The following is a 24851-nucleotide window of genomic DNA, read 5'->3' on the forward strand; positions in this document are numbered from 1 at the left end:
TCACACCTTGGCGGTCACGTCCACGTCGATGTTGCCGCGGGTCGCCTTCGAGTACGGGCAGAGCTCGTGCGCGCGGGCGACGAGCCGGTCCGCGGTCTCCTGGTCGGTGCCGGGGATCGTCGCGGTCAGCCAGACCTGGAGCCCGAAGCTCCCGGAGTCCGGCCCGATCCCGACGCGCGCCTCGACGGTCGTCGAGTCGACGTCGACGTCCGACTGCCCGCCCGCGAGCTTGAGCGCCTGGTGGAAGCAGGCGGCGTACCCGGCGGCGAACAGCTGCTCGGGGTTGGTGCCCCCGCCCGGCCCGCCGAGCTCGTTCGGCATGGTCATGGCCTGGTCGATGACGCCGTCCGAGCTCTTGACGTGCCCGTTGCGGGCGTCGCCCGACGACACGGCCTCAGCGGTGTACTTGATGTCCATACGACCGGGCGTACCCGCGATGGGCTGTGCCCACGTGAGTGTTCTGGGTCGCCGGGGCGACCCAGAACACTCACGTGGCCGGAGGCCATGAGGGTCGGCGCTTCTCCAGGAACGCCGCGATGCCCTCGCGGCCCTCGGGGGACGACCCGCGCTCGCCGATGCTGGCGGCCTCCGCGTCCAGGTGGGCGTCGGTGAGCACGCCGCCGGCCTGCCGCACGAGCCGCTTGGTGGCGGCGAGCGCGGCGAACGGGCCCGCGGCGATCTGCTCGGCGATGCCGTCGGTCGCGAGGCGCAGCTCGTCGTCGCCGACGACCCGGGAGGCGAGCCCGCTGCCCAGCGCCTCCGCCGAGCTCATCGGGGCGTTGGTGAGGAACATGTCCATCGCCCGCGCCCGGCCCACCGCCCCGGTCAGCGTCGCGGTCATGCCGCCGTCGGGGGTCAGCCCGATCGCGGTGTAGGCGGGACGCAGCTTCGCGCCGGCGCCGAGCACGATGACGTCCCCGCACAGCGCGAGCGACAGCCCGATCCCCGCCGCCCAGCCGTTGACGCCGACGACGACCGGCGCCGCGAGGTCGAGCAGGGCCCGCTGCCCGACGTGAATCGCCTCGGCGAGCTCGGAGAGGCTGCGGTCCGGCTCGGCGGCGAACCCCGAGATGTCGCCGCCGACGCAGAAGTTCGCGCCCTCGGCGACGATCTCGACGCAGCGCGCCTCGGTCGCGGGACCGGTCAGCGCCGCGTGGAACTGCCGTCCGAAGGCGTGGTCGACGGCGTTGTGACGCTCGGGGCTCGCGAACACCAGCCGGCACACCCCGGCCTCCTGCTCGACCCGGATCCGTTCGGGCTCACTCATCAGCACTCCCTCGTCGCGCACGGCCTCGGGGATGCTGCCACGCTCGGGCCCGCCAGCACCGGCCGAGATCATCGAGAGGTCGCCGTGCCCGACCTGCACATCCCCGCGTCCGCGGGCAGCCACCAGTCCGCGTTCCTCGCCGTCCCACCGGTCGGCGACGGTCCGTTCCCCGGCGTCGTCGTCCTCCAGGACGCCTTCGGCCTGCGCGGCACCCTGCGCGAGCACACCGAGCGCCTGGCCGCCGCCGGCTACCTGTCGGTGGCGCCCGCGCTGTACACCGCGCGGGGCGGGGGACCCCGCTGCATCGCCGCGACGATGAAGTCGATGACCACCAACACCGGCCCGGTCTTCGACGACATCGAGGCCGCGCGCACCTGGCTCGCCGGCCGCGAGGACTGCACCGGGCGGGTCGGGGTCATCGGCTTCTGCCAGGGCGGCGGCTTCGCGCTGATCTCCGCGGCCCGCCACGACTACGCCGCCGCGGCCCCGAACTACGGGCGGGTCCCCGACGACGCCGAGCGCGAGCTCGCCGGCATCTGCCCGGTGGTCGCGAGCTTCGGCGGCAAGGACCCGTCGCTGCGCGGGCACCCCGAGCGCCTCGAGGCGGCGCTCACCGCCCTCGGCGTCGAGCACGACGTGCACACCTACCCGGACGCCAACCACAGCTTCCTCGAGCCGATGCCCGCCCCGCTCGCGGTGTTCGGGCTCGGCCTGCACCGGGAGTCCGCGGAGGACGCGTGGGGCCGCATCCTGCGGTTCTTCGACACCCACCTGCGCGGGGAGGCGGCATGAGCGAGCCGCTGGAGAGCTACCTCATCGACATGGACGGGGTGCTCGTCCACGAGGAGAACGCGCTCCCGGGAGCCGACGAGTTCATCCGCCGGCTCGGCGAGGCCGACAAGCGGTTCCTCGTGCTGACCAACAACTCCATCTACACCCCGCGTGACCTGCAGGCGCGCCTGCACGCGAGCGGGATCGACATCCCCGCCGAGAACCTGTGGACCTCCGCGCTGGCGACCGCGCAGTTCCTCGACAGCCAGCGACCGGACGGGAGCGCGTTCGTCGTCGGCGAGGCCGGGCTGACGACCGCCCTGCACGACGTCGGCTACATCCTCACCGACCGGGACCCCGACTACGTCGTCATCGGCGAGACCCGCACCTACTCGTTCGAGGCGATCACCCGCGCGATCCGGCTCATCGAGGGCGGCGCGCGCTACATCGTCACCAACCCCGACGCGACCGGCCCGTCACCGGAGGGGACGCTGCCCGCCGCCGGGTCCGTCGCCGCCCTCATCACGCACGCCACGCGGCGCGACCCGTACTACGTCGGCAAGCCCAACCCCCTGATGATCCGGGCGGGCCTCAACACCATCGGCGCACACTCCGAGACCACCGCGATGATCGGCGACCGGATGGACACCGACATGGTGGCGGGCATGGAGGCCGGACTGCACACGATCCTGGTGCTCTCGGGGGTGACGGACCCGGCCGAGATGGACCGCTTCCCCTACCGCCCGCAGCAGGTCGTGGCGAGCGTCGCCGACCTCGAGGTAGGCGTGCGGGGGTGACCGGGTACCTGCTGGTCATGCCCGAGGACTTCGAGGACCTGCCGTCGACCCTGCAGCGCTCGCCCGAGAGCGCCCGGAAGACCTACGCCGAGGCGAAGGAATCCGCGGAGGAGACCTACGGCGTCGGCGAGCGGGCGAGCCGGACCGCGTACGCGGCGCTCAAGCACACCCACGAGAAGGTCGGCGACCACTGGGAGCCGAAGGAGGAGAAGGGCCCGTCGGACTCGCAGGCGCGCAGCGGCGGCCCGAACCCGAGCGGACAGAGCGCCGGCGGCGTGGACGCCAACGCCAGCAAGGAGCACCTCTACGAGAGGGCGCAGCAGCTCGGCGTCGAGGGCCGTTCCGATATGACGAAGGAGCAGCTCGTCGACGCCCTGCAGAAGGAGAGCGACCGGGAGACCCGCAAGGCGCGGGGTGACTGAGCAGCCGGTCCTCGCGCCCCCGGCCCCGCGGCCCACACTCGGCTGGATCGAGCTCGTCGTCGGGGCCTTCTCCTACGTCGCGCTGCAGCTCGTGCTGGCCGTCGCGATCGGCCTGCTGTCCGAGGGCGTGCCGCCCGCGCCGGTGCTCGTCGGCGTCTCCGCGGCGTCGGCGTTCGGCGCCGTGGCGATCGCCCTGGCTCCGCGGGTGCGCTCGGCCGCGGCCGTGGGGCTCGTGCGCCCGACCCTGCGCGGGCTCGCGCTCGGCGTGGGCCTGGGCGTCCTCGTGTGGCTCGCGTCGCGGCTCCTGATCGTCGCCTACGTCGCCGTGACGGGCGACCGCTCGGACCCGCAGGAGGCGTTGACGCTGTTCAGCGGCCCTGTCGCCGCCGCGCTCGTCGTCGCCGTCGGCGGTCTGCTGGTCCCGCTCGGCGAGGAGCTGCTGTTCCGCGGGCTGGGCTACGGCGTGCTGCGCCGCGTCGGGCGCGTGTTCGCGGTGATCGTGACCGCGGCGATCTTCGCGCTGGCGCACGGGCTCAACGTCGTGTTCGCCGCCGCGTTCGTCCTCGGGGTCGTGAACGCGGTGCTCTACGAGCGCACCGGCTCCATCTGGCCGCCGGCCGCGTCCCACGCGACGTTCAACCTGATCTCGTTCGCGCTCGTGCTGGCGGTCGGCGGCCAGACCTGATCGGTCAGTTCTCCTGCTCCGTCGGGCGCACGAGCATCTCGTTGACGGCCGCCCGGGCCGGGCGGGTGACGACGTAGACCACGGCGTCGGCGATGTCGTCGGCGTGGAGCAGGCCCAGTTCCGAGGCCTGGGAGGCGTCGGGCTTGTTGTCGTCGCCGGTGTTGGTCAGCTCGGTGTCGACCAGGCCGGGCTCGACGAGGCCGACGCGCACGTGCTGCTCGGCGAGCTCCTGGCGCAGGGCCTCGGAGAACGCGCCGACGGCGTGCTTGGTGGCGGCGTAGATGTTGCTGCCGGGGCCGGTCACGCTGCGTCCGGCGACCGAGGAGACGGTCACGACGTCGGCGATCCCGCGGCTGCCCCGCGCGGAGCGCGCGAGGTGGTCGAGCGCGGCGTGGGTCGTGGACAGCACGCCGTGCAGGTTGACGTCGACCATCTTCTGCCACTCGGCGAGGTCGGCGTCGCGGGCGAGGTCCATCGACCCGTAGCCGGCGTTGTTGACCAGGACGTCGACGCCGCCCCGCTGCTGCGCGACCTCGTCGACCGCGCGGCGCACGGCATCGGCGTCGGACACGTCGACCTCGTGCACGCTCGCGCCGTCCAGCTCGCGGGCGAGGTCCTCGAGCCTGTCGCGGCGGCGCGCGAAGAGCGCGACGGCGGCGCCCTCGGCGGCGAGCGCACGGGCGGTGGCGGCGCCGATCCCGCTCGACGCCCCGGTCACGATCGCGGTGGTGCTGTCCAGTCGTCCCGTCATCCCGACGGCGTATCCGCGCCGGGCGCGGCGCTAACGCGTCTGCTCGGTCGGCCGCACGAGCATCTCGTTGACCGCCGTGCGCCGCGGGCGGGTCACCATGTAGACCACGGCGTCGGCGATGTCCCCGGGCTCCATGAGACCGAGCGCGAAGTGCTCCTCGGCGTCGGCGGCGGCGCCGCTGTGCTCGGTCATCTCGCTGCGCACGAGGCCCGGCTCGACCAGCCCGACGCGCACGTGGCGGGCGGCCAGCTCCTGGCGCAGCGCCTCGGAGAACGCGTTCACGGCGTGCTTGGTCGCGGCGTAGACGCCCGCGCCGGGGGAGGCGACCTTGCGGCCGGCCACCGACGAGATCGTGACGACGTCCGCGACCCCCCGCGGGCCCTGCGCGGCCTCGACGAGGTGCGGCAGCGCGGCGTGGGTGGTGAGCAGCACGCCGTTGACGTTGACGTCGACCATGGTCCGCCACTCGGCGAGGTCGGCCTCGAGCGCGGGGACCATGGAGCCGTAGCCGGCGTCGTTGACGAGCACGTCGATGCCCCCGAGCTCGCGCACCACGGCCGCCATGGTCTCGGCGACCGCGGCGTCGTCGGTGACGTCGACCTCGAACACCGCAGCGCGGTCGCCGAGCTCGCCGGCCAGGGCGTCGAGCCGGTCGCGGCGCCGCGCCAGCAGCGCCACCCGCGCGCCCCGGCCCGCCAGCGCCCGCGCCGTGGCCTCGCCGATCCCGCTCGACGCGCCGGTGACCACCGCCGTCGTGCCCTCGAGTGTCTCCGCCACGCGTCCTCCCCCACATCGACGTCGATCACCAGCATGCGTACCCGGCAGCCCGAGGTGGATACCCGCCCCCCATGAGCACAGCCATCGACGTCGACATCGAGGTCCACGACCCGGCCACCGGGGAGCTCGTGGGACGGGTCCGGCCCGCCGGGCCCCAGGAGGTCGACGACGCCGTCGCCCGGGCGCGCGCCGCCCGCGACGGCTGGGCGCGCACCCCGGCCGCCGAGCGCGCGGGCCTGGTCCGGGACGCCGCCGGCGCGCTGCGCGCCGTCGCCGAGGAGCTCGCCCGGCTCAACGAGACCGAGACCGGCCGGCCCTACGACGACGGGCTCGGCGGGGTGCTCGCGGCCGCCGGGACGCTGGAGCAGTACGCGGAGCTGGGCCCGGTGCACCGGGGCCGCTCGCTGCAGGGGTCGTGGGCGGCGACCGACCTCATGATCCCCGAGCCCCGCGGCGTCGCCGCCGTGATCACCCCGTGGAACGACCCGGTCGCCGTCGCCGCGGGGCTGATCGGCGCGGCCCTCGTCACCGGCAACACCGTCGTGCACAAGCCCAGCGAGCGCTGCCCGCACCTCGGGCGCCGCTTCGCCGACCTCGTCGCGTCCTTCCTCCCCGACGGCGTCCTCGAGGTCGTCGACGGGGCCGGCCCGACCGGCGCGGCGCTGTCCGGGCACGCCGACGTCGACCTCGTCGCCCACGTCGGCTCGATCGCCGCCGGCCAGGCCATCCGCCAGGCCGCCGCGGGCACCGGCGCGCACGTCCTGCTCGAGAACGGGGGCAACGACCCGCTCGTGATCGACGCCGACGTCGACCCACGGTGGGCCGCGGAGCAGGCGGCGCTCGGGTCCTACGCCAACGGCGGGCAGGTCTGCGTGTCGGTCGAGCGCATCTACTGCGCGGCCGCGATCGCCGAGCCGTTCCTCGACGCGCTGGCCGAGGAGGCCGCGCGCTGGGTGTACCGGCCGTCGGCGGCGGGGGAGAAGGCGCTCGGCCCGCTGGTCGACCGCCGGCACCGCGAGCACGTGCACAGCCACGTCGCCGCCGCGATCGCCGACGGCGCCACCGTGCACGCGGGCGGCTTCGTCCCCGAGGGCGAGGGAGCGTTCTACCCCGCCACCGTGCTGTCCGGGCTGACCCCGGCGATGCCGATCCTGCGCGAGGAGACGTTCGGGCCGGTCGCGGGCGTGCGCGTCGTGGAGGACTTCGCGCAGGGCCTCGCCGAGGCGATCGACGACCCGCACGGGCTCGCCGCCACCGTGCTCACCGGGAACATGGGCAACGCGCAGCAGGCCTGGCGCGAGCTCCCCGTCGGCAGTGTGAAGATCAACGCGGTCTTCGGCGGCGCGCCGGGCGGTGCGGCCCAGCCGCGCGGGACGTCGGGTACCGGCTTCGGCTACGGCCCGGAGCTCCTGGACGAGATGACCACCACGAAGGTGGTGCACTGGTCGCCGTTGCCGTAGCGCCGTCCTTCGTGCGTGATCTTCTGAGCGATCGCGCAGAAGATCACGCACGTGGGGGTCAGCGCATGAGGGCCACGAGGTCGCCGGGGAGCTGCTCGAGGGTGCGGTCGACCTGGTCCTCGGGCAGCCACTCGCGCAGCAGCCGCAGGACCTCCTCGACCTGACGCTCGACCTTGTCCGCGTCGACGGACGTGACCGCCCCGCTGACCGCGTCGACGAACGCGTCCTTGCCCACCGCGCGGGCCGCGTCGTCCTTCGGCCGCTGCGCGCGCAGCTCCGCCGACACCTCCGGCGGCAGGCTGACCGTCAGCTCCTGCGCGAGGCCGCTGCTCACGACCTTGCCGAACTCGTTGAGCGTGCTGCGGACCAGGACCTCGGCCTCGGACGGCGTCTCGAGCCCGAGGCGCCGCTGCACCTGGCCGCTGAACGCGGCGAGCGTCGCGCTGGAGTTCGCGGGGTTCGGGTCGTTCGGGTTCTCGTCACCCTGGATCGGCGGTGTCGTCATGGGACGTGGGCACCCGTTCACCCGGCCCCGTCAAACCCCTCCTGCGCCGCGCGCCGCAGCCCCTCGCCCCAGCGCGCCCGCCGGTCGTCCTCGCTCTGTTCCCACCACGCCGTGCCCCGCTCGCCCAGCGCCGTCTTCGCGGCGTGCACCCGCGAGCGCGCGGCCGCCTCCGCCTCCCCGTCGCCGCGCTTCTTCGCGGTCCCGACGTCCCGGCGCGCCGCCATCAGCCAGCGCCGCAGCACCGCCGCCTCGTCCTCCGGGATGAGCGGATCGGTCGCCCGCCAGCGCCGCCCGTCGACGACGACGTAGCGCCCGTCGTCGGTGTGCTCGACCACTACACCGCCACCACGGATCCGGCACCCGCGCGCAGCCGCCGGGCCGCCGCGACGACCTCGCCGGGCCCGATCGCCAGGCACTCCTGGCCGAACGGGCACTCGAGCTGCCGGCACGGCGCGCACGAGACCGGCCGCGTGAGCACCTCGGCGCGGGTGGAGCGGGGCCGGTACTGGTCGACGGTCTCGGTGCCGGCGAACAGTTCGACGACGGGCGCGCCGACGGCGTCGGCGAGGTGCACGCCGCCGGAGTTGTTGGCGACGACGACCTCGGCGCCCGCGAGCAGCGAGGCGAGGTCGGCGAGCCCGAGCCCGCCCGCGAGCGGCACGCCGACGTCGCCGGCGACGGTGTCGACGAGCTCCGCCTCGCGCTCGGTGCCGCTGACCACCACCGTCAGCCCGTCCGCGGCGAGCTCCCGGACCACCGCGGCGAACCGCTCCGCGGGCCAGCGCCGCGACGGGCAGCTCGCCCCCGGCGCCACCACGGCGTAGCGCGCGCCCACGACGGCCAGCGGGGTCGCGGCGTCGTCGGGGATCCGGACCTGCAGCGACGCTCCCCGCGACGGCACCCCGAGCGCCGCGAGCAGCCCCAGCATGCGGTCGACCTGGTGCTCCTCGTCGGGCGGCGACGGCACCCAGTGCGTGAGCAGGCCGCCGCCGAACTCCTTGGACAGCCCGGCGCGCACCGGCACCCCGGCCCGGCGCGCGACCTCCGCGGCCGGCCACGGCGACTGCGAGAACGACGTCAGCACGATCGCCGCGTCGTAGCCGCGTCCGGCCAGCTCGGCGACCAGCGCCGCGTCCGGGTCGTCACCCGGCACCAGGTCGAGCTGCTGCCACGACACCGACGCGGTGACGACGCCGTCGACCTCGGGCAGCAGCGACGCCGCGGCCGCGCCGGCCGGGGAGGCGAGCAGGTCGAGGGTCGCCGCGGGCGCCGCGGCGCGCAGGGCCCGGAAGACCGGGCCGGTCATGAGGACGTCGCCGACGTTGTCGGGCCGCACGACGAGGATCCGGCGCATCGCGGGCCAATCGGGGTCGTCGCGGCCCGGGCGGTGGGCGGCGGGGTGTCGCAGGTCGGGCACGGCGGCGAGTACCCGGAGGCGCTGGCAGGCTCACGCGACATGTCCTGGTTCCACGCGCGGCCCGTCGCCCGTGACGTCTGGCTGATCGCCGAGCCGGGGCACGTCAACTCGTGGCTGGTCGCGGGGCACGAGCGCGCGGTGCTGATCGACACGGGGCTCGGCATCGCCCCGATCCGCCCGGTCGTGGCGGGCCTGACCGACCTGCCGGTCGACGTGCTCCACACCCATGCGCACTTCGACCACGTCGGCGGCGACGCCGAGTTCGACCGCGTGGCGATCCACCCCGCCGGCGCCGCCGAGCTGCGCGCGGGCACCGACCCCGCCGAGCGCGCCCGCTACCTGCGCCACGCCCGCCGGATGCTCGCCGCCGCCGAGCGCTACCGGGCGCTGGACCACGAGTTCTTCCACCTGCTCTCCGCCGACTCCGACCCGCGCCCGCTGCCGCCGGACGTCGACGAGACCTGGGCGCCCGGCCCCGCGCCGGAGCCCGACCCGCTGCACGAGGGCGACGAGCTCGACCTCGGCGGGCGCACCCTGCGCGTCCTGCACACCCCGGGCCACACCCCCGACTCGGTCTGCTTCCTCGACGAGCGCGACGGCCTGCTGGTCGCCGGCGACACGATCAACACCGGCCCGGTCTACGCGCAGGCGCCGGAGTCCGACCTCGCCGCGTTCGCCGCCTCCACCGCGCGCCTGGCCGAGCTCGCCGACGACGTCGCCCTCGTGCTCATGGCTCACTTCGGCCGCGGGGTCGCCGAGGGCCGGTACCTGCGGGAGGTCGCCGACGCCTTCGCCCGCCTGCGGGCCGGCGACGCCGTGCTGCGCCCGGCGCGCGACTGCGACGAGGACCCCGTGCGCGAGGCGGTCTTCGACGCCTGTTCGATCTACGTGCCGGTGGCGGGCCGTTCCGGGGAGCAGCGGATCGGGTAAGGGCGCCCGGTGACACGCCTCCGCGTCGCGCTCGTGCACGGGCGCGCCGACCCCGCCCACGACGGGGTCGCCGACTACACGCTGCACCTCGCCGACGCGCTCGACCGCCAGGGCGTCGACGTCGTCGACGTCCCCGTCGACCCCGGTCCGCTCGGCCTGCTGCGCGCGGCGCGCTACCTGCGGGGGAGCCGTGCCGACCTCGCGCACGTGCAGTTCGCCCCGTCGGCGTTCGGCTTCTCCGGCGCGCCGGGGCTGCTCGGCGACCTCGCCGGGATGCCGCTGGTGACGACCGTGCACGAGTACGGGTGGTGGTCGCTCGCCCCGCGGGTGCCGGACGCGGTGTGGTCGTTCCTGGAACGGCGCCGCCTCGCCGACCGCGAGACCGGCCGGCTCGTCCCGCGCAGCGCCGCGGTGCTGACCACCAACGGCGAGCACGCCGCGACGCTGCGGGAGCGCTGCGGGGTCGAGGCGCAGCGGGCGCCGCTGCTGCCGAACGTCGAGGTCGACCCCGCCGCGCCCGACCGCGCGACGACCCGCCGCGCACTGGGCGTGCCCGCGGACGCGGAGCTGGTGGTGTTCTTCGGCTTCGTGCACCCGGTGAAGGGGCTGCGCTACCTCGTCGACGCCGTGGCGCGCCTGGCGGCCGAGCACCCGGCGCTGCACCTGCTCGTGCTCGGCGGGTTCACGTCGCTGGCGCTGCCGGAAGACGAGGCGGAGGCGTTCCGCGGGGAGCTGACCGGGCACATCGCCGGGGCGGGCGCGCAGGACCGGGTGACGATCACCGGCCACCGCCCCGCCGGCGAGGTCTCCGCGGCGCTGCAGGCCGCCGACATCGCGGCGTTCCCCTTCACCGCCGGCGCGACGCTGAAGAGCGGTGCCCTGCTCGCGGCGCTCGACCACGGGCTGCCGACCCTGATCACGCGGCGCGCCGACGCGCCCGCCGACCCCGACCTCGTCGACGGCGAGACGGTCGTCGTCGCCCCGGAGGTGCGCGACGTCGAGGTGCTCGTCGAGGGGCTGCGCCGGCTCCTGGACGACGGTGACCTGCGGGGCCGCGTCGCGGTCGGCGGGCACGCGCTGGTGCGGGGCCACGACTGGGACGCGCTCGCCGCCGCGCACGTCGCGACCTACGACGAGGTGCTCCGATGCGCATCCTCGTGATCGACCTGCTGGGCGGTCTCGGCGACCTGATCATGGTGCTGCCCGGCGTCCACGCGCTCGCCGAGGCGCACCCGGGCGCCGAGCTCACCGTGCTCACCCACGCCCCCGGCGCGCCGCTGCTCGCCCACGACCCCGCGGTCACCGCGGTGCGCACCGCCGAGAAGCACGACGAGCGCGCCGCCGCCGAGCAGGCGCTCGCCGACCTGGCGCCCGACCTGACCGTCACCACGACACGCTTCGACGGCATCGGCGACCTCGTGGAGTCCGACGCCCGCCGGCGCGGGACCCGGGCCGTCGCGAACCTCTGGCGGCGACCGCCGGCGGACGAACTGGTGGGCGAGCGCTACCAGCGCATCCTCGCCGCCGAGGGCGTCATCGCCGACCGCGTCCGGCCGCCCCGCGTGGTGCTCACGGACGACGAACATGCGGCCGGTCGCCGTGCCCTCCTGTCAGCGGCGTGGCACCGCAGACACTCAACGTCCGAAACGCCACACGCTCGCTCGCGCGACACGCCGACGCCGGACCCGGGCGCACTGGGCCGTTCGCCGACCGTCCTCGTCCCCGACGCCGGCATGGAGGTCAAGCGCTGGCCGGCCCGCCGCTGGGCGGCGCTCGCCGCGAGCCTGCCCGGCCCGGTGCTCTCGGTCGGTCCGGTCGACGGCGCCACCGAGCTGCCGCCGACCGACCTGCGCGGCCTCGCCGCCCGGTTCGCGGCGGTCGGCGAGGCCGGCGGCGTCGTCGTCGGACCCGACACCGGCCCGGTGCGTCTGGCCGCCGCGGTGGGCGCGCGCACCGTCGCCCTGTTCGGCCCGACCGCCGCCTCGCGCTACGGCCTCGAGGAGGGCACCAACCTGCAGGGCCTGCCCGAGTGTCCGTACCGCGAGCCGACCGCGATCACCGAGCAGGTCTGCTGGTGGGAGGCGCGGTGCCCGCTCGCGACCGAGCCCGCCTGCCTGCTCGACCTGCCGGTGGACCGGGTGCGGGAGCACATCGTCCGTACCGGCGGGTAGAAACGAGGGCATGCGCTACCTCGACCTCCCGACGGCCAAGAAGTGGTCCGCGATCGGCCTGGGCACCTGGCAGTTCGGTTCCCGCGAGTGGGGCTACGGCGCCGACTACGCGCAGGGTCCCGACAGCGAGGCGTCCCGGATCGTCGCCCGCGCCCTCGAGCTCGGCGTCACGGTGTTCGACACCGCGGAGGCCTACGGCTTCGGGCGCAGCGAGCGCATCCTCGGCGAGGCCCTCGACCGCGCCGACGCGGACCCGCAGACCACGGTCGTCGCCACCAAGATCTTCCCGGTGCTGCCGGTCGACCAGGTCGTCGTGCAGCGCGGGACGTCGAGCGCGGCCCGGCTGCGCCGAAAGATCGACCTGTACCAGGTGCACCAGCCGAACCCGGTGATCGGCGACGGCACGACCATGGCCGGCATGCGGACGCTGCAGGCCGCCGGTGTCGTCGACGAGGTCGGCGTCAGCAACTACGGGCTCGACCGCTGGCAGGGCGCCGAGACCGCGCTCGGCACGCAGGTGATCTCCAACCAGGTCGAGTACAGCCTCGTCGCCCGCCGGCCCGACGCCGACCTGCTGCCCTACGCCCGGACCGCCGGTCGCGGCATCCTCGCCTACAGCCCGCTGGCCCAGGGCCTGCTCTCGGGCAAGTACGACGCCGACCACCGCCCGGAGAACGTCGTCCGCTCTCTGCGCCCGGCGTTCCTGCCGGAGAGCCTGCGCCGGATCACCCCGCTCATCGAGACCCTGCGCGCGGTGGCCGACGCCCACGACGCGACGCCCTCGCAGATCGCGCTGGCCTGGACGATCCACCACCCCGTGGTCGTCGCCATCCCCGGCGCGTCCAGCGTCGCCCAGCTCGAGAGCAACTGCGCGGCCGCCGAGATCACCCTCGCCGACGACGAGTACACCGCGCTCACCGCGGCCGCGGAGTCGTTCCGGCCGGTGTCGGGGATCGCGGCGCTCGCGGGCATCGCCCGGGCGCAGATCGGCAGCCGCTAGAAACGGGGAGGTCGCGCGCGGAGAAGCAGCCTGCAACGGGTCAGAGCTGCGCCAGCATCGTCCGGTTGCGCGTGCCCGTCTTGCGCAGCAGCGAGCCGACGTGCTTCTCGACGGTCTTGGCCGAGATCGCCAGCGCGCGGGCGATCTGGCGGTCGGTGAACCCCTGCGCGACGAGCGTGCGGACCTCGCGCTCGCGCGGGGTGATCGTCGACGCCCCCACGGTGCGCGACGGCGCGGCGAGGCGTTCGAGCTGGTCGTCGGCGAGCAGCGTCTCGCCGCGGCCGGCGGCGCTGACGACGGCGACGAGGCGGGTGTCGTCGGCGTCTGGGTCGACGCAGCCCTTCACGCCCGCGCCGACGGCGGCCCGGAGCCGGTCGTCGGGGCAGTCGCCGGCCAGCAGGACGACGGCCGGCGGGTCGGGCAGCGCGGCGAGGCGCTCGAGCATGACCAGCAGGTCGTCGCCGAGCAGCCCGTGCTCGACGACCAGCACGTCAGGACCCAGCAGGCGGCAGGTGCCGACGAGGTCGTCGGCGCCGTCGACCTCCGAGACCATCCCGAGCCCGGGCGCGCCGAGCTGCAGCAGGCGCACGACGCCGGCCCGCACCACCGGGCGCACCGCGGCGACGAGCACCCCGGTGCGCGTGCGGCCGGGCACCGGCGGGGGCGCGGACGAGCAGGGCAGCGTGAGGCGCAACCGGGTGCCGCGGCCGGGCGCGCTGTCGATCTCGAGCTCGCCGTCGAGACGCCGCGCGCGGGCGGCCATGGCGCGCAGCCCGAGGCGCGCGCCGGCGGTGGCGCCCTGCCGCTGGGCGTTGGCGGCGGTGTCGAACCCGCAGCCGTCGTCCTCGACGAGCACGGTGAGCGTCCCGGGGCCGTGCACCACGCCGACGCGCACGCACTCCGCGCCGGCGTGCACCGCGGCGTTGAGCAGGGCCTCCTGGGTCATCCGGAAGACCTCGTCGGCGATCTCGCCGGGGATGCTGCCGGCGCCGACGGTGACGAGGTCGGCCCGGGTGGGCGCGTAGGCCTCGACCCAGTCCAGCTCCTGGCGCACGGCCTGCTCGAGGGTGCGGCCGGCGAGGACGCCGCTGTCGGCGAGGGTCAGGGCGGCGTAGTCGGCGAACAGCTCGGCGAGGTGCACGTCGGCGTCCGAGAAGCCGCCCTCGCGCCCCGCGGTGGCGACGCACGCGCCGACGATCCGGGGCCCGCGGCGCACGGGCACGGCGAGGACGGACCCGTCGAGCACCGGGTCGCCGGTGCGGAGCAGCCGGGCGACGACGTCGTCGGGCACCGTGCCGTCGCCCGCGGCGACCGCCCAGGACCCGGCGGCCTGGTCGACGCGCACCACCCAGCCGACGCCGCCGGTGAGGGTGCCGAGGTGGTCGGCGAGGCGGCGCCGCAGGGGGTCGGTCTCCGTCGTGCGGGACAGGACGGACCGAGGCGGCGCAGCGGCCCCCGGCATCACCGGGAGCGCGTTCCACGCTGCCACTGCGGTCACGTGCGGTCCTCCTCGACGTCGGACACATGATGCATACAAGATGCATCGATCTGGTGAGAGTAGGGTCACGCGGACTCGACGGCAAGGGCGGTGCGGTGACGGGGATCAGCGGCCTGTCCGCGAAAGAGCGCGCGTACCGCGACACCAAGGCCCGCATCCTGGACGGCTCGCTGCCCGGCGGTGACCTGATCACCGAGGGGCAGGTCGCGGACACCCTCGCGATGAGCCGCACCCCGGTGCGCGAGGCGTTCCTCCGCCTGGAGGCCGAGGGGCTGCTCCGACTGTTCCCCAAGCGCGGCGCACTCGTCGTCGCGGTGTCGCCCAGTGAGGTGGAGGCCGTTCTCGAGGCGCGGGAGCTGGTCGAGGGCCACGCGCTGACGAAGCTGTGCGCGGCGCCCGAGGAGGACCGCGCCGTCGTGGGCGGCGCCCTGCACGCGGTGCTCGACATCCAGCGCGCCGCGCTCGCCGCCGAGGACGAGCAGGCGTTCGCCGAGGCCGACCGCCGCTTCCACATCACGCTCGTCGAGAGCGCGCACAACCCGATCCTGCTCGAGCTCTACGCCTCCCTGCGCGACCGCCAGCTGCGGATGAACCTCGGCTCGCTCGAGAAGGGGCCGACACGCCCGCGGGCGATCCTCGCCCAGCACGAGGCGATCGTCGACGCGCTCGGCGTGGGCGACGCGGACGAGGCGCGCATCCGGCTGCGGGTGCACCTGGACGCCACGCGCGTCTCCGTGTTGGGGCGCTGACCCGATGAGACGGCACGCCTCTGTGCGAGCGCGTGGCGTTACGGACACTGGGCGTCAGCGGCGCCACGTCGCTGACACGAGGTTGGGCCGTTCGCGGGGCGGCTCGTCGGCGTAGGGGAGATCCCCCAGGACCGAGGGTGGGGACAGTCCCCGTGGTCACGGCCGTTCGGGGTACCTAGCGTCCTGCGTCGCCGGGCTGTGTGCCCGACCGCCCCGCCCGACCGGTCCGCACCCCGACCGGTCGGGCGCGGGGCGACCACTCCCTGCCCCGAACCGGTCGGAGGTTCCCGCATGCCCGGACTGACCCTCGCCGACGCCCGTCGGATGCTCGACGCCGGGCTCGCCGAGGCCGACAAGATCGGCCAGCCGATGAACGTCGCGATCGTCGACGCCGGCGGCCACCTGGTCGCCTTCGCCCGCCAGGACGGCGCCATCCGGGCGAGCATCGACATCGCCCAGCGCAAGGCGAACACGTCGATCCTCATGGAGGCCCCGACGGCGGCCCTCATGGAGCTGGTCCAGCCGGGCGCCGAGCTCTACGGCCTCGAGCAGACCGCCGGCGGCATGGTCGTGTTCGGCGGGGGCGTCCCCGTGCACCGCGACGGCGAGCTGGTGGGCGCCGTCGGCGTCAGCGCCGGTTCCGCCGCGCAGGACGTGCAGGTCGCCGAGGCCGCGGCCGCCGCGATCAAGGCCTGAGCTCTCCCCGTCGTCCACGGCAACGCCGCCTCCCAGGAGCCTTCGTGTCCCGTCCCGGGCAGTCCGTCTCACCCCTCACCCGCGAGCTCGTCGGCGAGTTCGCCGGCACCTTCATCCTGATCGTCTTCGGCACCGCCGCGGTGGCGCAGATGGTCGTGTCCGGCGGTGACGCCGGCGACTGGGCCACCCTCACCTGGGGCTGGGTCGCCGGCCTGATCATGGGTATCTACGTGGCCGGGCGCCTCGGCGCGGGCCACCTCAACCCGGCGGTCACGATCGCCATGGCCGTCTACCGCAACCTGCCGTGGCGCAGCGTCCTGCCCTACATCGGCGCGCAGTTCCTGGGCGCGTTCCTCGCCGCGCTGGTCACCCGCGGGGTCTACAACTCGGGCATCGTCGCGGTCGACCCCGGTCTGACCACCGCGTCGCAGACGATCTTCTCGACGCTGCCGAACCACGGCATCGGCACGGCGTTCTTCGACCAGGTCGTCGGCACCGCCCTGCTCGTGTTCGTGCTGTTCGCGCTGATCGCGACCCTGCAGGGGGCGGCGGGCCAGCTCCTGCCGCTCATGGTCGGCCTCCTGCTGCTGGGCATCGGCTTCGCCTGGGGCACGAACGCCGGCTACGCGATCAACCCCGCCCGCGACTTCGGCCCGCGCCTGGCCCAGTGGCTCACCGGCTACGACGGCGCCTGGGGCACGGCCGACGGCACGCCCTACTGGTGGCTGCCCATCGTGGCGCCGATCATCGGCGCCCTCATCGGTGGCGGCCTCTACGTCCTGATCATCGAGCGCCTCGAGGTGCCCGCCGAGCTCGACTCGCCGGCGCCCGCCCCGACGCCCGAGTCCGCGGAGGCCGGCGCCAACGCCGACCCCCGCCACCCCGCCACCGCGGCCGACGTCGTCGTGCCGGCCGCGAGCACCTCGGCCAAGGAGAAGACCCCGTGACGAGTACCGAGCTCACCGCCGCCGACTACCCCCTGTCGATCAACCGGCCGGACCTGCTGCGCACGCCGACCGGCAAGACCCTCGACGACCTGACGATGTCCTCGGTCGTCGCCGGGGACATCACCTCCGAGGACCTGCGCATCACCCCGGAGACCCTCGCGATGCAGGGGCAGCTGGCCGCCGCGGCCGGCCGGCGCCAGCTCGCCGAGAACTTCACCCGCGCCTCGGAGATGACCGCCATCCCCGACGCCGAGGTGCTCTCGATGTACAACTCGCTGCGTCCGAACGCCTCGACCGCGGCCCAGCTCGAGGAGCTCGCCTCCCGGCTGGAGACCACGTACTCCGCCACCACGTGCGCCGCGCTCGTCCGCGAGGCCGCGCAGGTCTACGCGGCCCGCAACCTGCTCGCCGAGGAGGACTGACATGACCGCGGTGGAACCCCGCTCGGACAGCACCGTACGGACGTCCAAGCGCACCGAGGTGCTCGAGGCCCGTCCGGTGAACCTGGACGGCTTCGTCGAGGAGTGGCCCGAGAAGGGCCTCGTCGCGATGGAGTCCGACTTCGACCCGCAGCCCAGCGTGCGCGTCGAGGACGGCCGGATCGTCGAGCTCGACGGCCGCACCCGCGACCAGTTCGACTTCATGGACACGTTCATCGCCGACCACGCGATCGACGTCGACACCTGCGAGGCCGCCCTCGCGACCCCCTCGATCGAGATCGCGCGGGCCCTGGTCGACCCGCGCACCTCGCGCGCCGACGTCGTCGCGCTGGGCCGCGGCCTCACGCCGGCGAAGATCCTCGACGTCGTCAAGCTGATGAACGTCGTCGAGATCATGATGGGCATCCAGAAGACCCGCTCGCGGCGCACGCCGGCCAACCAGGCGCACTCGACGAGCGCGAAGGACAACCCGATCCAGGTCGCGGCCGACGCCGCCGAGGGCGCCGTGCGCGGCTTCGCCGAGCTGGAGACCACCCTCGGCGTCGTGCGCTACGCGCCGCTGGTGGCGATCGGCCTGCAGGTCGGCGGCCAGGTCGGCCGCGGCGGCACGCTCACCCAGTGCGCGCTGGAGGAGGCCACCGAGCTCGACCTCGGCATGCGCGGCATCACCGCCTACGCCGAGACGATCTCGATCTACGGCACCGAGTCGGTGTTCGTCGACGGGGACGACACCCCCTGGTCGAAGGCCTTCCTCGCGTCCGCCTACGCCTCCCGCGGCATCAAGATGCGCTTCACCTCGGGCACCGGCTCCGAGGTGCAGATGGGCAACGCCGAGGGCCGCTCCATGCTGTACCTGGAGATCCGCTGCATCCTCATGGCCAAGGGCGCCGGGGTGCAGGGCCTGCAGAACGGCTCGATCAGCTGCATCGGCGTCCCCGGGGCGGTCCCCGGCGGCATCCGCGCGGTGGCGGCGGAGAACCTCGTCGCCAGCTGGATGGACCTCGAGTGCGCCTCGGGCAACGACCAGTCGTTCTCGCACTCGGCGATGCGCCGCACGAGCCGTCTGCTGCCGCAGATGCTCCCGGGCACCGACTTCGTCTGCTCCGGCTACTCGGCCGTGCCCAACAAGGACAACATGTTCGCCGGGTCGAACCTCGACACCGACGACTACGACGACTGGAACGTCATCCAGCGCGACATGCAGGTCGACGGCGGCCTGCGCCACGTGCGCGAGGACGTCATCCTGCAGGTCCGCAACAAGGCCGCCCGCGCCATGCAGGCCCTGTTCGCGGAGCTCGACCTCCCGGCGATCACCGACGAGGAGGTGGAGGCGGCAACCTACGCCAACTCCAGCGACGACTACCCGGACCGCGACGTGCTCGCCGACCTCGAGGGCGCCCGCAGCGTCATGGAGCGCGGCATCACGGGCCTCGACCTGGTCAAGGTCCTCGAGCGCGCCGGCTTCGGCGACGTCGCCGAGAACTACCTCCAGGTCCTGCGCCAGCGCGTCTCCGGAGACCTGCTGCAGACCGCCGCCGTGCTCGACGGCGACTTCGTCCCGAAGGCGGCGATCAACGACGCCAACGACTACGCCGGTCCCGGCACCGGTTACCGCCTGACCGGCGAGCGGTGGGAAGAGCTCAAGAAGCTCCGCCACGTCACCTCCGCCGAGAACCCCGAGGAGGAGGTCGTATGACCGCCGCAGTGGAGTCGGTCCGCACCCTGTCGCTCAAGGAGGTCGGGCCCGCCGAGCGCGGCACCCGTCCCGACGAGGTCGTCATCGCGCTCTCGCCGGCGTTCGGCGACCCGTTCACCAAGACGATCGTCGACGTGCCGCACGCCGAGGTGATCCGGCAGCTGCTCGCCGGCATCGAGGAGCGCGGCGGGTCGGCCCGGGTCATCAAGGTCTACCGGACCGCGGACCTGGCGGCGATCGCCCACTTCGGGGCCAAGCTCTCCGGCTCGGGGATCGCGGTGGGCGTGCTGTCGCGGGGCACCACGGTGCTCCACCAGCGCGACCTGGCGCGGCTCTCGAACCTGGAGCTCTTCCCGCAGGCGCCGTTGCTCGACGCCGAGGTGTTCCGCATGATCGGGGCGAACGCCGCGCAGTACGCCCAGGGCCAGTCGCCCAAGCCGGTGCCGACGCGCAACGACCAGATGGCCCGCCCGCGCTGGCAGGCCAAGGCGGCGCTGCTGCACCTCAAGGAGTTCGACTGCATCGACAAGGACCGCAACGCGGTCGAGGTCGAGCCGGTCATCACCAAGGTCGACTAGCAGTTCCGGAGGAGCGAGGGTCACGCTCGCTGCGTGGGACGCAGTGAGGGTGACCCTCGCTCCGTGTGACGAGGCGAGGAAGGACAGGCGTGTCGCAAGTGGATGGTCCGGCTCCGGCAAGCTCCGCGTCCCTGGTCATCGGCGTCGACATCGGCAACTCCACGACCGAGGCGTGCATCGCGGAGGTCGAGGGCTCCGAGATCGATCGCCTCGCCTCCTCGCTCACGTCGACGACGGGCGTGAAGGGCACCCCGGCGAACATCGCGGGCGCCGTCACCGCTGTCCGCCGTGCCCTCGAGGCCGCCGGGCGGCCCGCCGACGCCCTCGCGACCGTGCTCCTCAACGAGGCCACCCCGGTGATCAGCGGGCTCGCGATGGAGACGATCACCGAGACGATCATCACCGAGTCCACGATGATCGGGCACAACCCCGACACCCCGGGCGGCGAGGGCCTCGGCGTCGGGATGACGGTGACGCTCGCGGAGACCGCCGAGGTCGAGGCGGAGACGCCGGTCGTCGTCGTGGTCGGTGCCGGCGCGGACTTCGACGACGTCGCCCATGCCCTGAACCGGGCCCTCGAGCGCGGCGTCGACGTCGTCGCCGCGGTGATGCACGGCGACGACGCGGTGCTCGTCGTCAACCGGCTCGCGCGGCGCATCCCGGTGGTCGACGAGGTGTCGGCCGTCGACCGGGTGCCGCTGGGCATGCTCGCGGCGGTCGAGGTGGCCCCGCCCGGGCGCACCATCCGCACGCTGTCGGACTCCTACGGGCTCGCGTCGACGTTCGACCTCGACGCCGAGCAGACCCGCCAGGTCTCCCCGGTGGCGCGGGCGCTCTCGGGGAACCGGTCCGCGGTCGTCGTGCGCACGCCCGCCGGCGACGTCACCGACCGGCGGATCCCGGTCGGCACCCTGACGCTGTCGGGCTCCGGGCGCTCGCTCGACATCGGGGTCGACCAGGGCGCCGACGCGATCATGGAGGCGATCGGGCGGGTCGCGCCGCTGAACGACGTGCACGGCGAGGCCGGCACGCACGTCGGCGGGATGCTCGCGAACGTCCGCGACACGATGACCGACGTGACCGGGCAGCCGGCCTCGGAGATCCGCATCCGCGACGTGCTCGCCGTCGACACCCTCGTCCCGGCCACCGTGCGCGGCGGGCTCGCGGGCGAGGTGTCGAAGGAGAACGCCGTCGCGCTCGCGGCGATGGTCCGCACCAGCCGCAGCCGCATGCAGGCGGTGGCCGACGCGCTGTCCACCGAGATCGGCTGCGAGACGATCATCGGCGGCGTCGAGGGCGAGGTCGCGGTGCGCGGCGCGCTCACGACGCCGGGCAGCTCGGTCCCGATCGCGATCATCGACATGGGCGGCGGCTCCACCGACGCCGCGCTGCTCGACCGCGACGGCGCGGTGTCCGCGGTGCACGTGGCGGGCGCGGGCGAGCTGGTCACCAAGCTGATCGACTCCGAACTGGGCCTGGAGGACCGCGAGGCCGCCGAGTCGGTCAAGCGCCACCCGCTGGCGAAGGTCGAGAGCTTCTTCCACGTGCGCCACGAGGACGGCACGGTGCAGTTCTTCACCGAGCCGCTGCCGCCGCACGTGTTCGCGAAGGTCGTCACCGTGACCCCCGAGGGGCTCGCCGCGGTGCCGGTGCGCGGCTCGTTGGAGGAGGTCCGCCGGGTGCGGCGCGAGGCGAAGCGGCGCGTGTTCGTCGTCAACGCGCTGCGGGCGCTGGCCCAGGTGGCCCCGCAGGGTTCGCTGCGCCTGCTCGGCTCGGTGGTGCTGCTGGGCGGGTCGGCGCTGGACTTCGAGATCCCCGGCATGGTCGCCGACGCGCTCGCGCCCTACGGGGTCGTGTGCGGGATCGGCAACGTGCACGGCACCGAGGGCCCGCGCAACGCCGTCGCGGCCGGGCTGGTGGACGCCTACGCGGGCACCGCCGCGGGGCCGGCTCCGGCCCGGGTCGCGGCCTCGTGACCAGCCGGCTCTCCGGGATCCACGCGTCCGGCGGCCCCGGTTGCCACGGGCGCATCGACCGCGCCGACGATCCGGCGCTGCCGCCCGCGGTGCTCGTCGCGGTGCACGACGACGCGCCCGACGCCGTGGTGCGCGAGGTGTGCGCGGGCGCCGAGGAGCAGGGCATCCCGACCGCGCTGCTCGGTTCGTCGTCGGTGGCGGCCGAGCAGGCGGGCCGGTTCGCGGCGTCGGAGTCCCGGCTCGAGGTCGGGGTGGGCGTCGGTGTCGACGGCGCCGTGGTGGTCCGGCACGCGCTGGTCCCCGACGCCGTCCTGGCGCTGGCGGGCGGGTCGTCGCCGGCGGCGCTGCGCGTGCTCGGCGGCGACGCGGCCCGGATCGTCGCGGGCCTGCCGTTGCGGAGCATCGCCGCAGGGGACTAGCGCCGTGCCGGGGTGGCGCGGTTACTGGCTGGTATCGCTCGCCAGGCGAGCGATACCAGCCAGTAACCGCGCAAGCTCAGGCGCTCGAGCGCACCTCGCCCCGATCGTCGAGGGCCGTGCGCAGCGCCTCCTGCCCGGTCTCGATGCCGCGGCGCAGGACGTCCGGGTCGGTCTCGAGCGGGTTGATCGTGTCCGCGCCCGTCGGCGGGCGGACCTCGAACAGGTACGGCTCCTCGCCCGGCGACGCGGTGGCGTGGGCGAGGCGCGAGTCGTCGGCGCGGCGGTTCTCGAGACGGGTGCCGATGACGTGCACGAGGCCCGGCACGTTCACCGCGCCGAGGCGCGACACCAGCGCGCGCTCCAGGCGCGTCACGTCGATGGCCGTCTGGTCGGCACGCCGGGTGCGCAGCACGAGCACGTGCGTGGCGCCCTGGGCGAGCGCGGTGCGGAACGGGATCGGCTCGGCGACGGCGGCGTCGACGTAGCGGCGCCCGTCGATCTCCACGGGCAGCCCGGCGAGCACCGGCACGGCGGCGCTGGCGCGCAGCGCGAGCTGGAGGCTCGCCTTGTCGACGAGGGTGTCGTGGAGGTCGACCGCCTCGCCGGTCTCGACGTCGGTGGCGATGGGATGCAGGGGGACGTCGGCGTCGAGCACGGCCTGCCAGTCGAACGGCACGATCTTCTCGCCGACGGTGTTGATCAGGTACTCGACGTCGACCACCGGCTGGCCGCGCAGCCCGCGCCCCGGCTTGGTGACGCGCTCCATGAGCCCGGGGCGGTACCAGCCGGCGCAGCAGTGCGCGGCCTGCGCGCCGACCAGCCAGCTGCCCGCGAGCGCACCCGCCGAGGACCCGTAGATGGCGTCGAAGCACTCGGCGAGCCCGAGCTCCTCGAGGGCGAGCACCATGCCGCTGGAGTAGGTCGCCCGGCTCCCGCCGCCCTCGACCGCGAGGGCGACACGGTGGGGGTCGGTCCGGGTGCTCGGTCGCGTGCCCTCGGCGCGGCGAGCCGCGAGCACGTCGATGACCGGGTGGGCACGCACCGGAGCATCATGCCGTCTTCACACGGCGCTGCGCCGAACGGGCCACGTGAGCACTTTCCCGCGCTATAGGGCCGGAAAGTGCTCACGTGGGGGACCGGCGCTCCAGCACCACGCGGTCGATCTCCTGGCCGGTGTCGGTGGTCGCGCGGACGGTCAGGCTGGTGGTCGCCCCCGGGGTGGGCGCCGGCGCGACGTCGACCGTCACGTACGCGTAGTCGAGGTAGCGCGCCTGCGACCACTCGACCTGCTCGGGCTGCTTCGCGTCCTCGCCGAGCGCCACGTAGCTCGCCACCGTGGTCCCGCTGTCGGGGCCCGGGTTGCCGCGGTAGCGGTCGGTCTCGCCGGGCTGCCAGGCGTAGCGGGGGCGCCCGCCCGAGCCCACGCACAGGTAGGTGGTGCCGTCGGTCTCCGGGCGCACGGTCGCGCCGTCGGGGGCCTGCGCGCCGGAGCGTCCGTGCCGGATCGGGTTCGTGCGCTCGTACTGGTGGTTGTGGCCCTGGAGCACCAGGTCGACCGCGAATTCGTCGCACAGCGGCGCGAGCGCCGCGCGCACCCCGGCGTCCGAGGCGTGCGACTCCGACGTGGCGAACGCGCAGTGGTGCAGGAACGCGACCACCCAGTCGACGCCGGGGTCGGCGCGCAGGGCGCTCAGCGTCTCGCGCAGCCACGCCGTCTGCCGCCCGCCCGAGTAGCCGGCGTTGGTCGGGATCTCGGTCGACAGGTCGTTCGCGTCGACGCTGACCACGCCGACGGTGCCGTGGCGGAACGTGTAGACCGAGGGGCACGCCGACGGACCGTTGCCCGGCAGGTCCAGGCGCGCCGCGTGGCCCCCGTAGCCGTGCGTGGCCCCGCCCGGGGCGCGGTCGTCGTCGTAGAGCGCCTCCATGTCGTGGTTGCCGGTGGCGAACATCCACGGCGTCGAGGCCGCGCTGCGCTCGATCAGCCCGAAGTACGTGGTCCACACCGTCGGGTCGAAGCTGTCGAACCCGCTGCCACCGGTGCTGCGCTCGGGCAGGCCGTGGCCCGACGGGTCGGCGTAGCAGATGTCGCCCGCGAGCAGGTGGAACGCGGGGCGCGCGGCCGCGATCCGGTCGACCAGCGACGTCGACGGCGTCATCGTGCGGCGGGTGTCGTCGGCCTCGTAGTCGTTGGTGAACCCGGCCTGCCCGCTCGGTGGACGGGTGTCGACGCCCTGGTCGGCGAACGCGGTGAAGCTCCACGGCGCCGTCGAGCCCGCCGCGGGCGCCGTGGTGAAGTCGGCCTCGGGGGTGGTCGTGCCGTCCGGGAGCCGGAACCGGTAGCGGTAGCGCTCACCGGGCGCCAGGCCGTCGGCCAGCGCGTGGACGAAGAACTGCTCGCTTCCGCGGATCGCGCCGTCGGCCTGGGGCACCTGCGAGACGAGCCGGCGCACCTCCACCGGCAGGGTCGTGCCGAACGTGCTGTCGCGGCCGAGATCGACGACGACCGGCCCCCGCGGGGGAGGCGCGGTGAGCTCGCCGGCGAGCGCCATCCGGCGCTGCGGGTCGGCGCCGTAGGCGAGGTGCCGCCCGACCACCGACACCGGCGCCTGCGCGGCCTGCGCACACGCCGCGAGCGTCCACGGCGCCGACGCCAGCCCCGTCGCGGCGAGGACGCCCGCACCGCCGCGCAGGGCGGTCCGCCGGCTGACGGGGTGGCGGCGCAGGTGGGACGCCACCCACTCGTGCTGCTCGGCCACGGACATCCGGGCGGCGAGCGCCGCGGGGACGCCGACGTCGGGCGCGCCGCCGCGCGGGGTGAAGGTCACGGGGAGGCAGGCTCGCGGCTCCGGGACCGCGAGGCCAGTCCCGGACAGTGAACAGGCGTTGACGCCCGGTG

General features: G+C 74.8%; 27 protein-coding genes. 17 read left to right on the forward strand and 10 right to left on the reverse strand.

Annotated elements, in window-relative coordinates; genetic code table 11:
* Positions 1-417, reverse strand: a complete 417-nt coding sequence (locus tag WCD58_RS07310; RefSeq protein WP_337701115.1) for an organic hydroperoxide resistance protein — start codon at positions 415-417, stop codon at positions 1-3.
* Between the two features lie 70 nt (positions 418-487).
* The gene (locus WCD58_RS07315; protein ID WP_337701117.1) at positions 488-1267 is read right to left on the reverse strand and encodes an enoyl-CoA hydratase/isomerase family protein; all 780 of its coding nucleotides are present in this window, start codon (positions 1265-1267) and stop codon (positions 488-490) included.
* 84 nt (positions 1268-1351) lie between these two features.
* Between WCD58_RS07315 and WCD58_RS07320 the strand changes: the two genes are divergently transcribed.
* Genes WCD58_RS07320 through WCD58_RS07335 form a run of 4 tightly spaced genes read left to right on the forward strand, consistent with a single transcriptional unit; the run spans position 1352 to position 3942 of the window.
* A complete protein-coding gene (locus tag WCD58_RS07320) occupies positions 1352-2059 on the forward strand; it encodes a dienelactone hydrolase family protein (RefSeq protein ID WP_337701118.1) in 708 nt (235 codons plus the stop codon).
* Positions 2056-2835 carry an HAD-IIA family hydrolase gene (locus tag WCD58_RS07325; protein WP_337701120.1) on the forward strand — a complete coding sequence of 260 codons (780 nt, stop codon included), beginning with the start codon at positions 2056-2058 and terminating at the stop codon, positions 2833-2835. Before WCD58_RS07320 ends, WCD58_RS07325 begins: the two co-directional genes overlap by 4 nt.
* A gap of 17 nt (positions 2836-2852) precedes the next feature.
* Positions 2853-3257 carry a ChaB family protein gene (locus WCD58_RS07330; protein ID WP_337702008.1) on the forward strand — a complete coding sequence of 135 codons (405 nt, stop codon included), beginning with the start codon at positions 2853-2855 and terminating at the stop codon, positions 3255-3257.
* The gene (locus WCD58_RS07335; RefSeq protein WP_337701122.1) at positions 3250-3942 is read left to right on the forward strand and encodes a CPBP family intramembrane glutamic endopeptidase; all 693 of its coding nucleotides are present in this window, start codon (positions 3250-3252) and stop codon (positions 3940-3942) included. Before WCD58_RS07330 ends, WCD58_RS07335 begins: the two co-directional genes overlap by 8 nt.
* A gap of 4 nt (positions 3943-3946) precedes the next feature.
* Here WCD58_RS07335 and WCD58_RS07340 read toward each other — a convergent pair whose 3' ends face one another.
* Together WCD58_RS07340 and WCD58_RS07345 are read right to left on the reverse strand one after the other, a co-directional pair.
* Positions 3947-4693 carry an SDR family oxidoreductase gene (locus WCD58_RS07340; RefSeq protein WP_337701124.1) on the reverse strand — a complete coding sequence of 249 codons (747 nt, stop codon included), beginning with the start codon at positions 4691-4693 and terminating at the stop codon, positions 3947-3949.
* Between the two features lie 30 nt (positions 4694-4723).
* Positions 4724-5470, reverse strand: a complete 747-nt coding sequence (locus WCD58_RS07345; protein ID WP_337701126.1) for an SDR family oxidoreductase — start codon at positions 5468-5470, stop codon at positions 4724-4726.
* Between the two features lie 71 nt (positions 5471-5541).
* On the opposite strand from WCD58_RS07345, the gene WCD58_RS07350 reads away from it, so the two are divergent.
* On the forward strand, positions 5542-6930 hold the full coding sequence (locus WCD58_RS07350; protein ID WP_337701128.1) for an aldehyde dehydrogenase family protein: 1389 nt from the start codon (positions 5542-5544) through the stop codon (positions 6928-6930).
* A gap of 58 nt (positions 6931-6988) precedes the next feature.
* Here the strand turns inward: WCD58_RS07350 and WCD58_RS07355 are convergent, their stop codons facing one another.
* From WCD58_RS07355 to WCD58_RS07365, 3 genes are read right to left on the reverse strand one after another with little or no spacing between them, the layout of a single operon-like run.
* Entirely contained in the window at positions 6989-7435 is a 447-nt protein-coding gene (locus WCD58_RS07355; RefSeq protein ID WP_337701130.1) for a DUF2267 domain-containing protein, read from the reverse strand.
* A 17-nt stretch (positions 7436-7452) separates the two neighbouring features.
* Positions 7453-7770 carry a hypothetical protein gene (locus WCD58_RS07360; protein ID WP_337701132.1) on the reverse strand — a complete coding sequence of 106 codons (318 nt, stop codon included), beginning with the start codon at positions 7768-7770 and terminating at the stop codon, positions 7453-7455.
* Positions 7770-8852 carry a glycosyltransferase family 9 protein gene (locus WCD58_RS07365; RefSeq protein WP_337701134.1) on the reverse strand — a complete coding sequence of 361 codons (1083 nt, stop codon included), beginning with the start codon at positions 8850-8852 and terminating at the stop codon, positions 7770-7772. The genes WCD58_RS07360 and WCD58_RS07365 overlap by 1 nt, the downstream gene beginning before the upstream one ends.
* Positions 8853-8891: 39 nt before the next feature.
* Between WCD58_RS07365 and WCD58_RS07370 the strand changes: the two genes are divergently transcribed.
* Genes WCD58_RS07370 through WCD58_RS07385 form a run of 4 tightly spaced genes read left to right on the forward strand, consistent with a single transcriptional unit; the run spans position 8892 to position 12953 of the window.
* The gene (locus tag WCD58_RS07370; RefSeq protein WP_337701136.1) at positions 8892-9782 is read left to right on the forward strand and encodes an MBL fold metallo-hydrolase; all 891 of its coding nucleotides are present in this window, start codon (positions 8892-8894) and stop codon (positions 9780-9782) included.
* Positions 9783-9791: 9 nt separating this feature from the next.
* On the forward strand, positions 9792-10943 hold the full coding sequence (locus WCD58_RS07375) for a glycosyltransferase family 4 protein (RefSeq protein ID WP_337701138.1): 1152 nt from the start codon (positions 9792-9794) through the stop codon (positions 10941-10943).
* The gene (locus WCD58_RS07380) at positions 10928-11953 is read left to right on the forward strand and encodes a glycosyltransferase family 9 protein (protein WP_337701141.1); all 1026 of its coding nucleotides are present in this window, start codon (positions 10928-10930) and stop codon (positions 11951-11953) included. The genes WCD58_RS07375 and WCD58_RS07380 overlap by 16 nt, the downstream gene beginning before the upstream one ends.
* Positions 11954-11963: 10 nt before the next feature.
* Positions 11964-12953, forward strand: a complete 990-nt coding sequence (locus WCD58_RS07385) for an aldo/keto reductase (protein ID WP_337701143.1) — start codon at positions 11964-11966, stop codon at positions 12951-12953.
* Between the two features lie 40 nt (positions 12954-12993).
* Here the strand turns inward: WCD58_RS07385 and WCD58_RS07390 are convergent, their stop codons facing one another.
* Complete coding sequence (locus WCD58_RS07390) at positions 12994-14451, reverse strand: LuxR C-terminal-related transcriptional regulator (RefSeq protein ID WP_337701145.1); 1458 nt, start codon at positions 14449-14451, stop codon at positions 12994-12996.
* A gap of 95 nt (positions 14452-14546) precedes the next feature.
* On the opposite strand from WCD58_RS07390, the gene WCD58_RS07395 reads away from it, so the two are divergent.
* The 8 genes from WCD58_RS07395 (at position 14547) to WCD58_RS07430 (ending at position 21952) form a co-directional block, all read left to right on the forward strand.
* The gene (locus WCD58_RS07395) at positions 14547-15200 is read left to right on the forward strand and encodes a GntR family transcriptional regulator (RefSeq protein WP_337701147.1); all 654 of its coding nucleotides are present in this window, start codon (positions 14547-14549) and stop codon (positions 15198-15200) included.
* 291 nt (positions 15201-15491) lie between these two features.
* Positions 15492-15896 carry a GlcG/HbpS family heme-binding protein gene (locus tag WCD58_RS07400; RefSeq protein WP_337701149.1) on the forward strand — a complete coding sequence of 135 codons (405 nt, stop codon included), beginning with the start codon at positions 15492-15494 and terminating at the stop codon, positions 15894-15896.
* Between the two features lie 44 nt (positions 15897-15940).
* Positions 15941-16843 carry an MIP/aquaporin family protein gene (locus tag WCD58_RS07405; RefSeq protein WP_337701151.1) on the forward strand — a complete coding sequence of 301 codons (903 nt, stop codon included), beginning with the start codon at positions 15941-15943 and terminating at the stop codon, positions 16841-16843.
* Positions 16840-17265: a diol dehydratase small subunit gene (locus WCD58_RS07410; RefSeq protein WP_337701154.1), complete on the forward strand. Its 426-nt coding sequence runs from the start codon at positions 16840-16842 to the stop codon at positions 17263-17265. Before WCD58_RS07405 ends, WCD58_RS07410 begins: the two co-directional genes overlap by 4 nt.
* A 1-nt stretch (position 17266) precedes the next feature.
* On the forward strand, positions 17267-18979 hold the full coding sequence (locus tag WCD58_RS07415) for a propanediol/glycerol family dehydratase large subunit (RefSeq protein ID WP_337701155.1): 1713 nt from the start codon (positions 17267-17269) through the stop codon (positions 18977-18979).
* The gene (locus tag WCD58_RS07420; protein WP_337701157.1) at positions 18976-19557 is read left to right on the forward strand and encodes a propanediol/glycerol family dehydratase medium subunit; all 582 of its coding nucleotides are present in this window, start codon (positions 18976-18978) and stop codon (positions 19555-19557) included. The genes WCD58_RS07415 and WCD58_RS07420 overlap by 4 nt, the downstream gene beginning before the upstream one ends.
* A gap of 89 nt (positions 19558-19646) precedes the next feature.
* Positions 19647-21533, forward strand: coding sequence for a diol dehydratase reactivase subunit alpha (locus WCD58_RS07425; RefSeq protein ID WP_337701159.1), 1887 nt, complete (start codon positions 19647-19649; stop codon positions 21531-21533).
* Entirely contained in the window at positions 21530-21952 is a 423-nt protein-coding gene (locus WCD58_RS07430; protein ID WP_337701161.1) for a glycerol dehydratase reactivase beta/small subunit family protein, read from the forward strand. Before WCD58_RS07425 ends, WCD58_RS07430 begins: the two co-directional genes overlap by 4 nt.
* Before the next feature lie 76 nt (positions 21953-22028).
* On the opposite strand, the gene WCD58_RS07435 is transcribed toward WCD58_RS07430, so the two are convergent.
* Entirely contained in the window at positions 22029-22994 is a 966-nt protein-coding gene (locus WCD58_RS07435) for a patatin-like phospholipase family protein (protein WP_337701163.1), read from the reverse strand.
* Between the two features lie 82 nt (positions 22995-23076).
* Positions 23077-24780: a metallophosphoesterase gene (locus WCD58_RS07440; RefSeq protein ID WP_337701165.1), complete on the reverse strand. Its 1704-nt coding sequence runs from the start codon at positions 24778-24780 to the stop codon at positions 23077-23079.
* Positions 24781-24851: the final 71 nt, after the last annotated feature.

Source organism: Actinomycetospora flava, assembly GCF_037400335.1.
In the GTDB taxonomy this organism is placed as follows: domain Bacteria; phylum Actinomycetota; class Actinomycetes; order Mycobacteriales; family Pseudonocardiaceae; genus Actinomycetospora; species Actinomycetospora flava.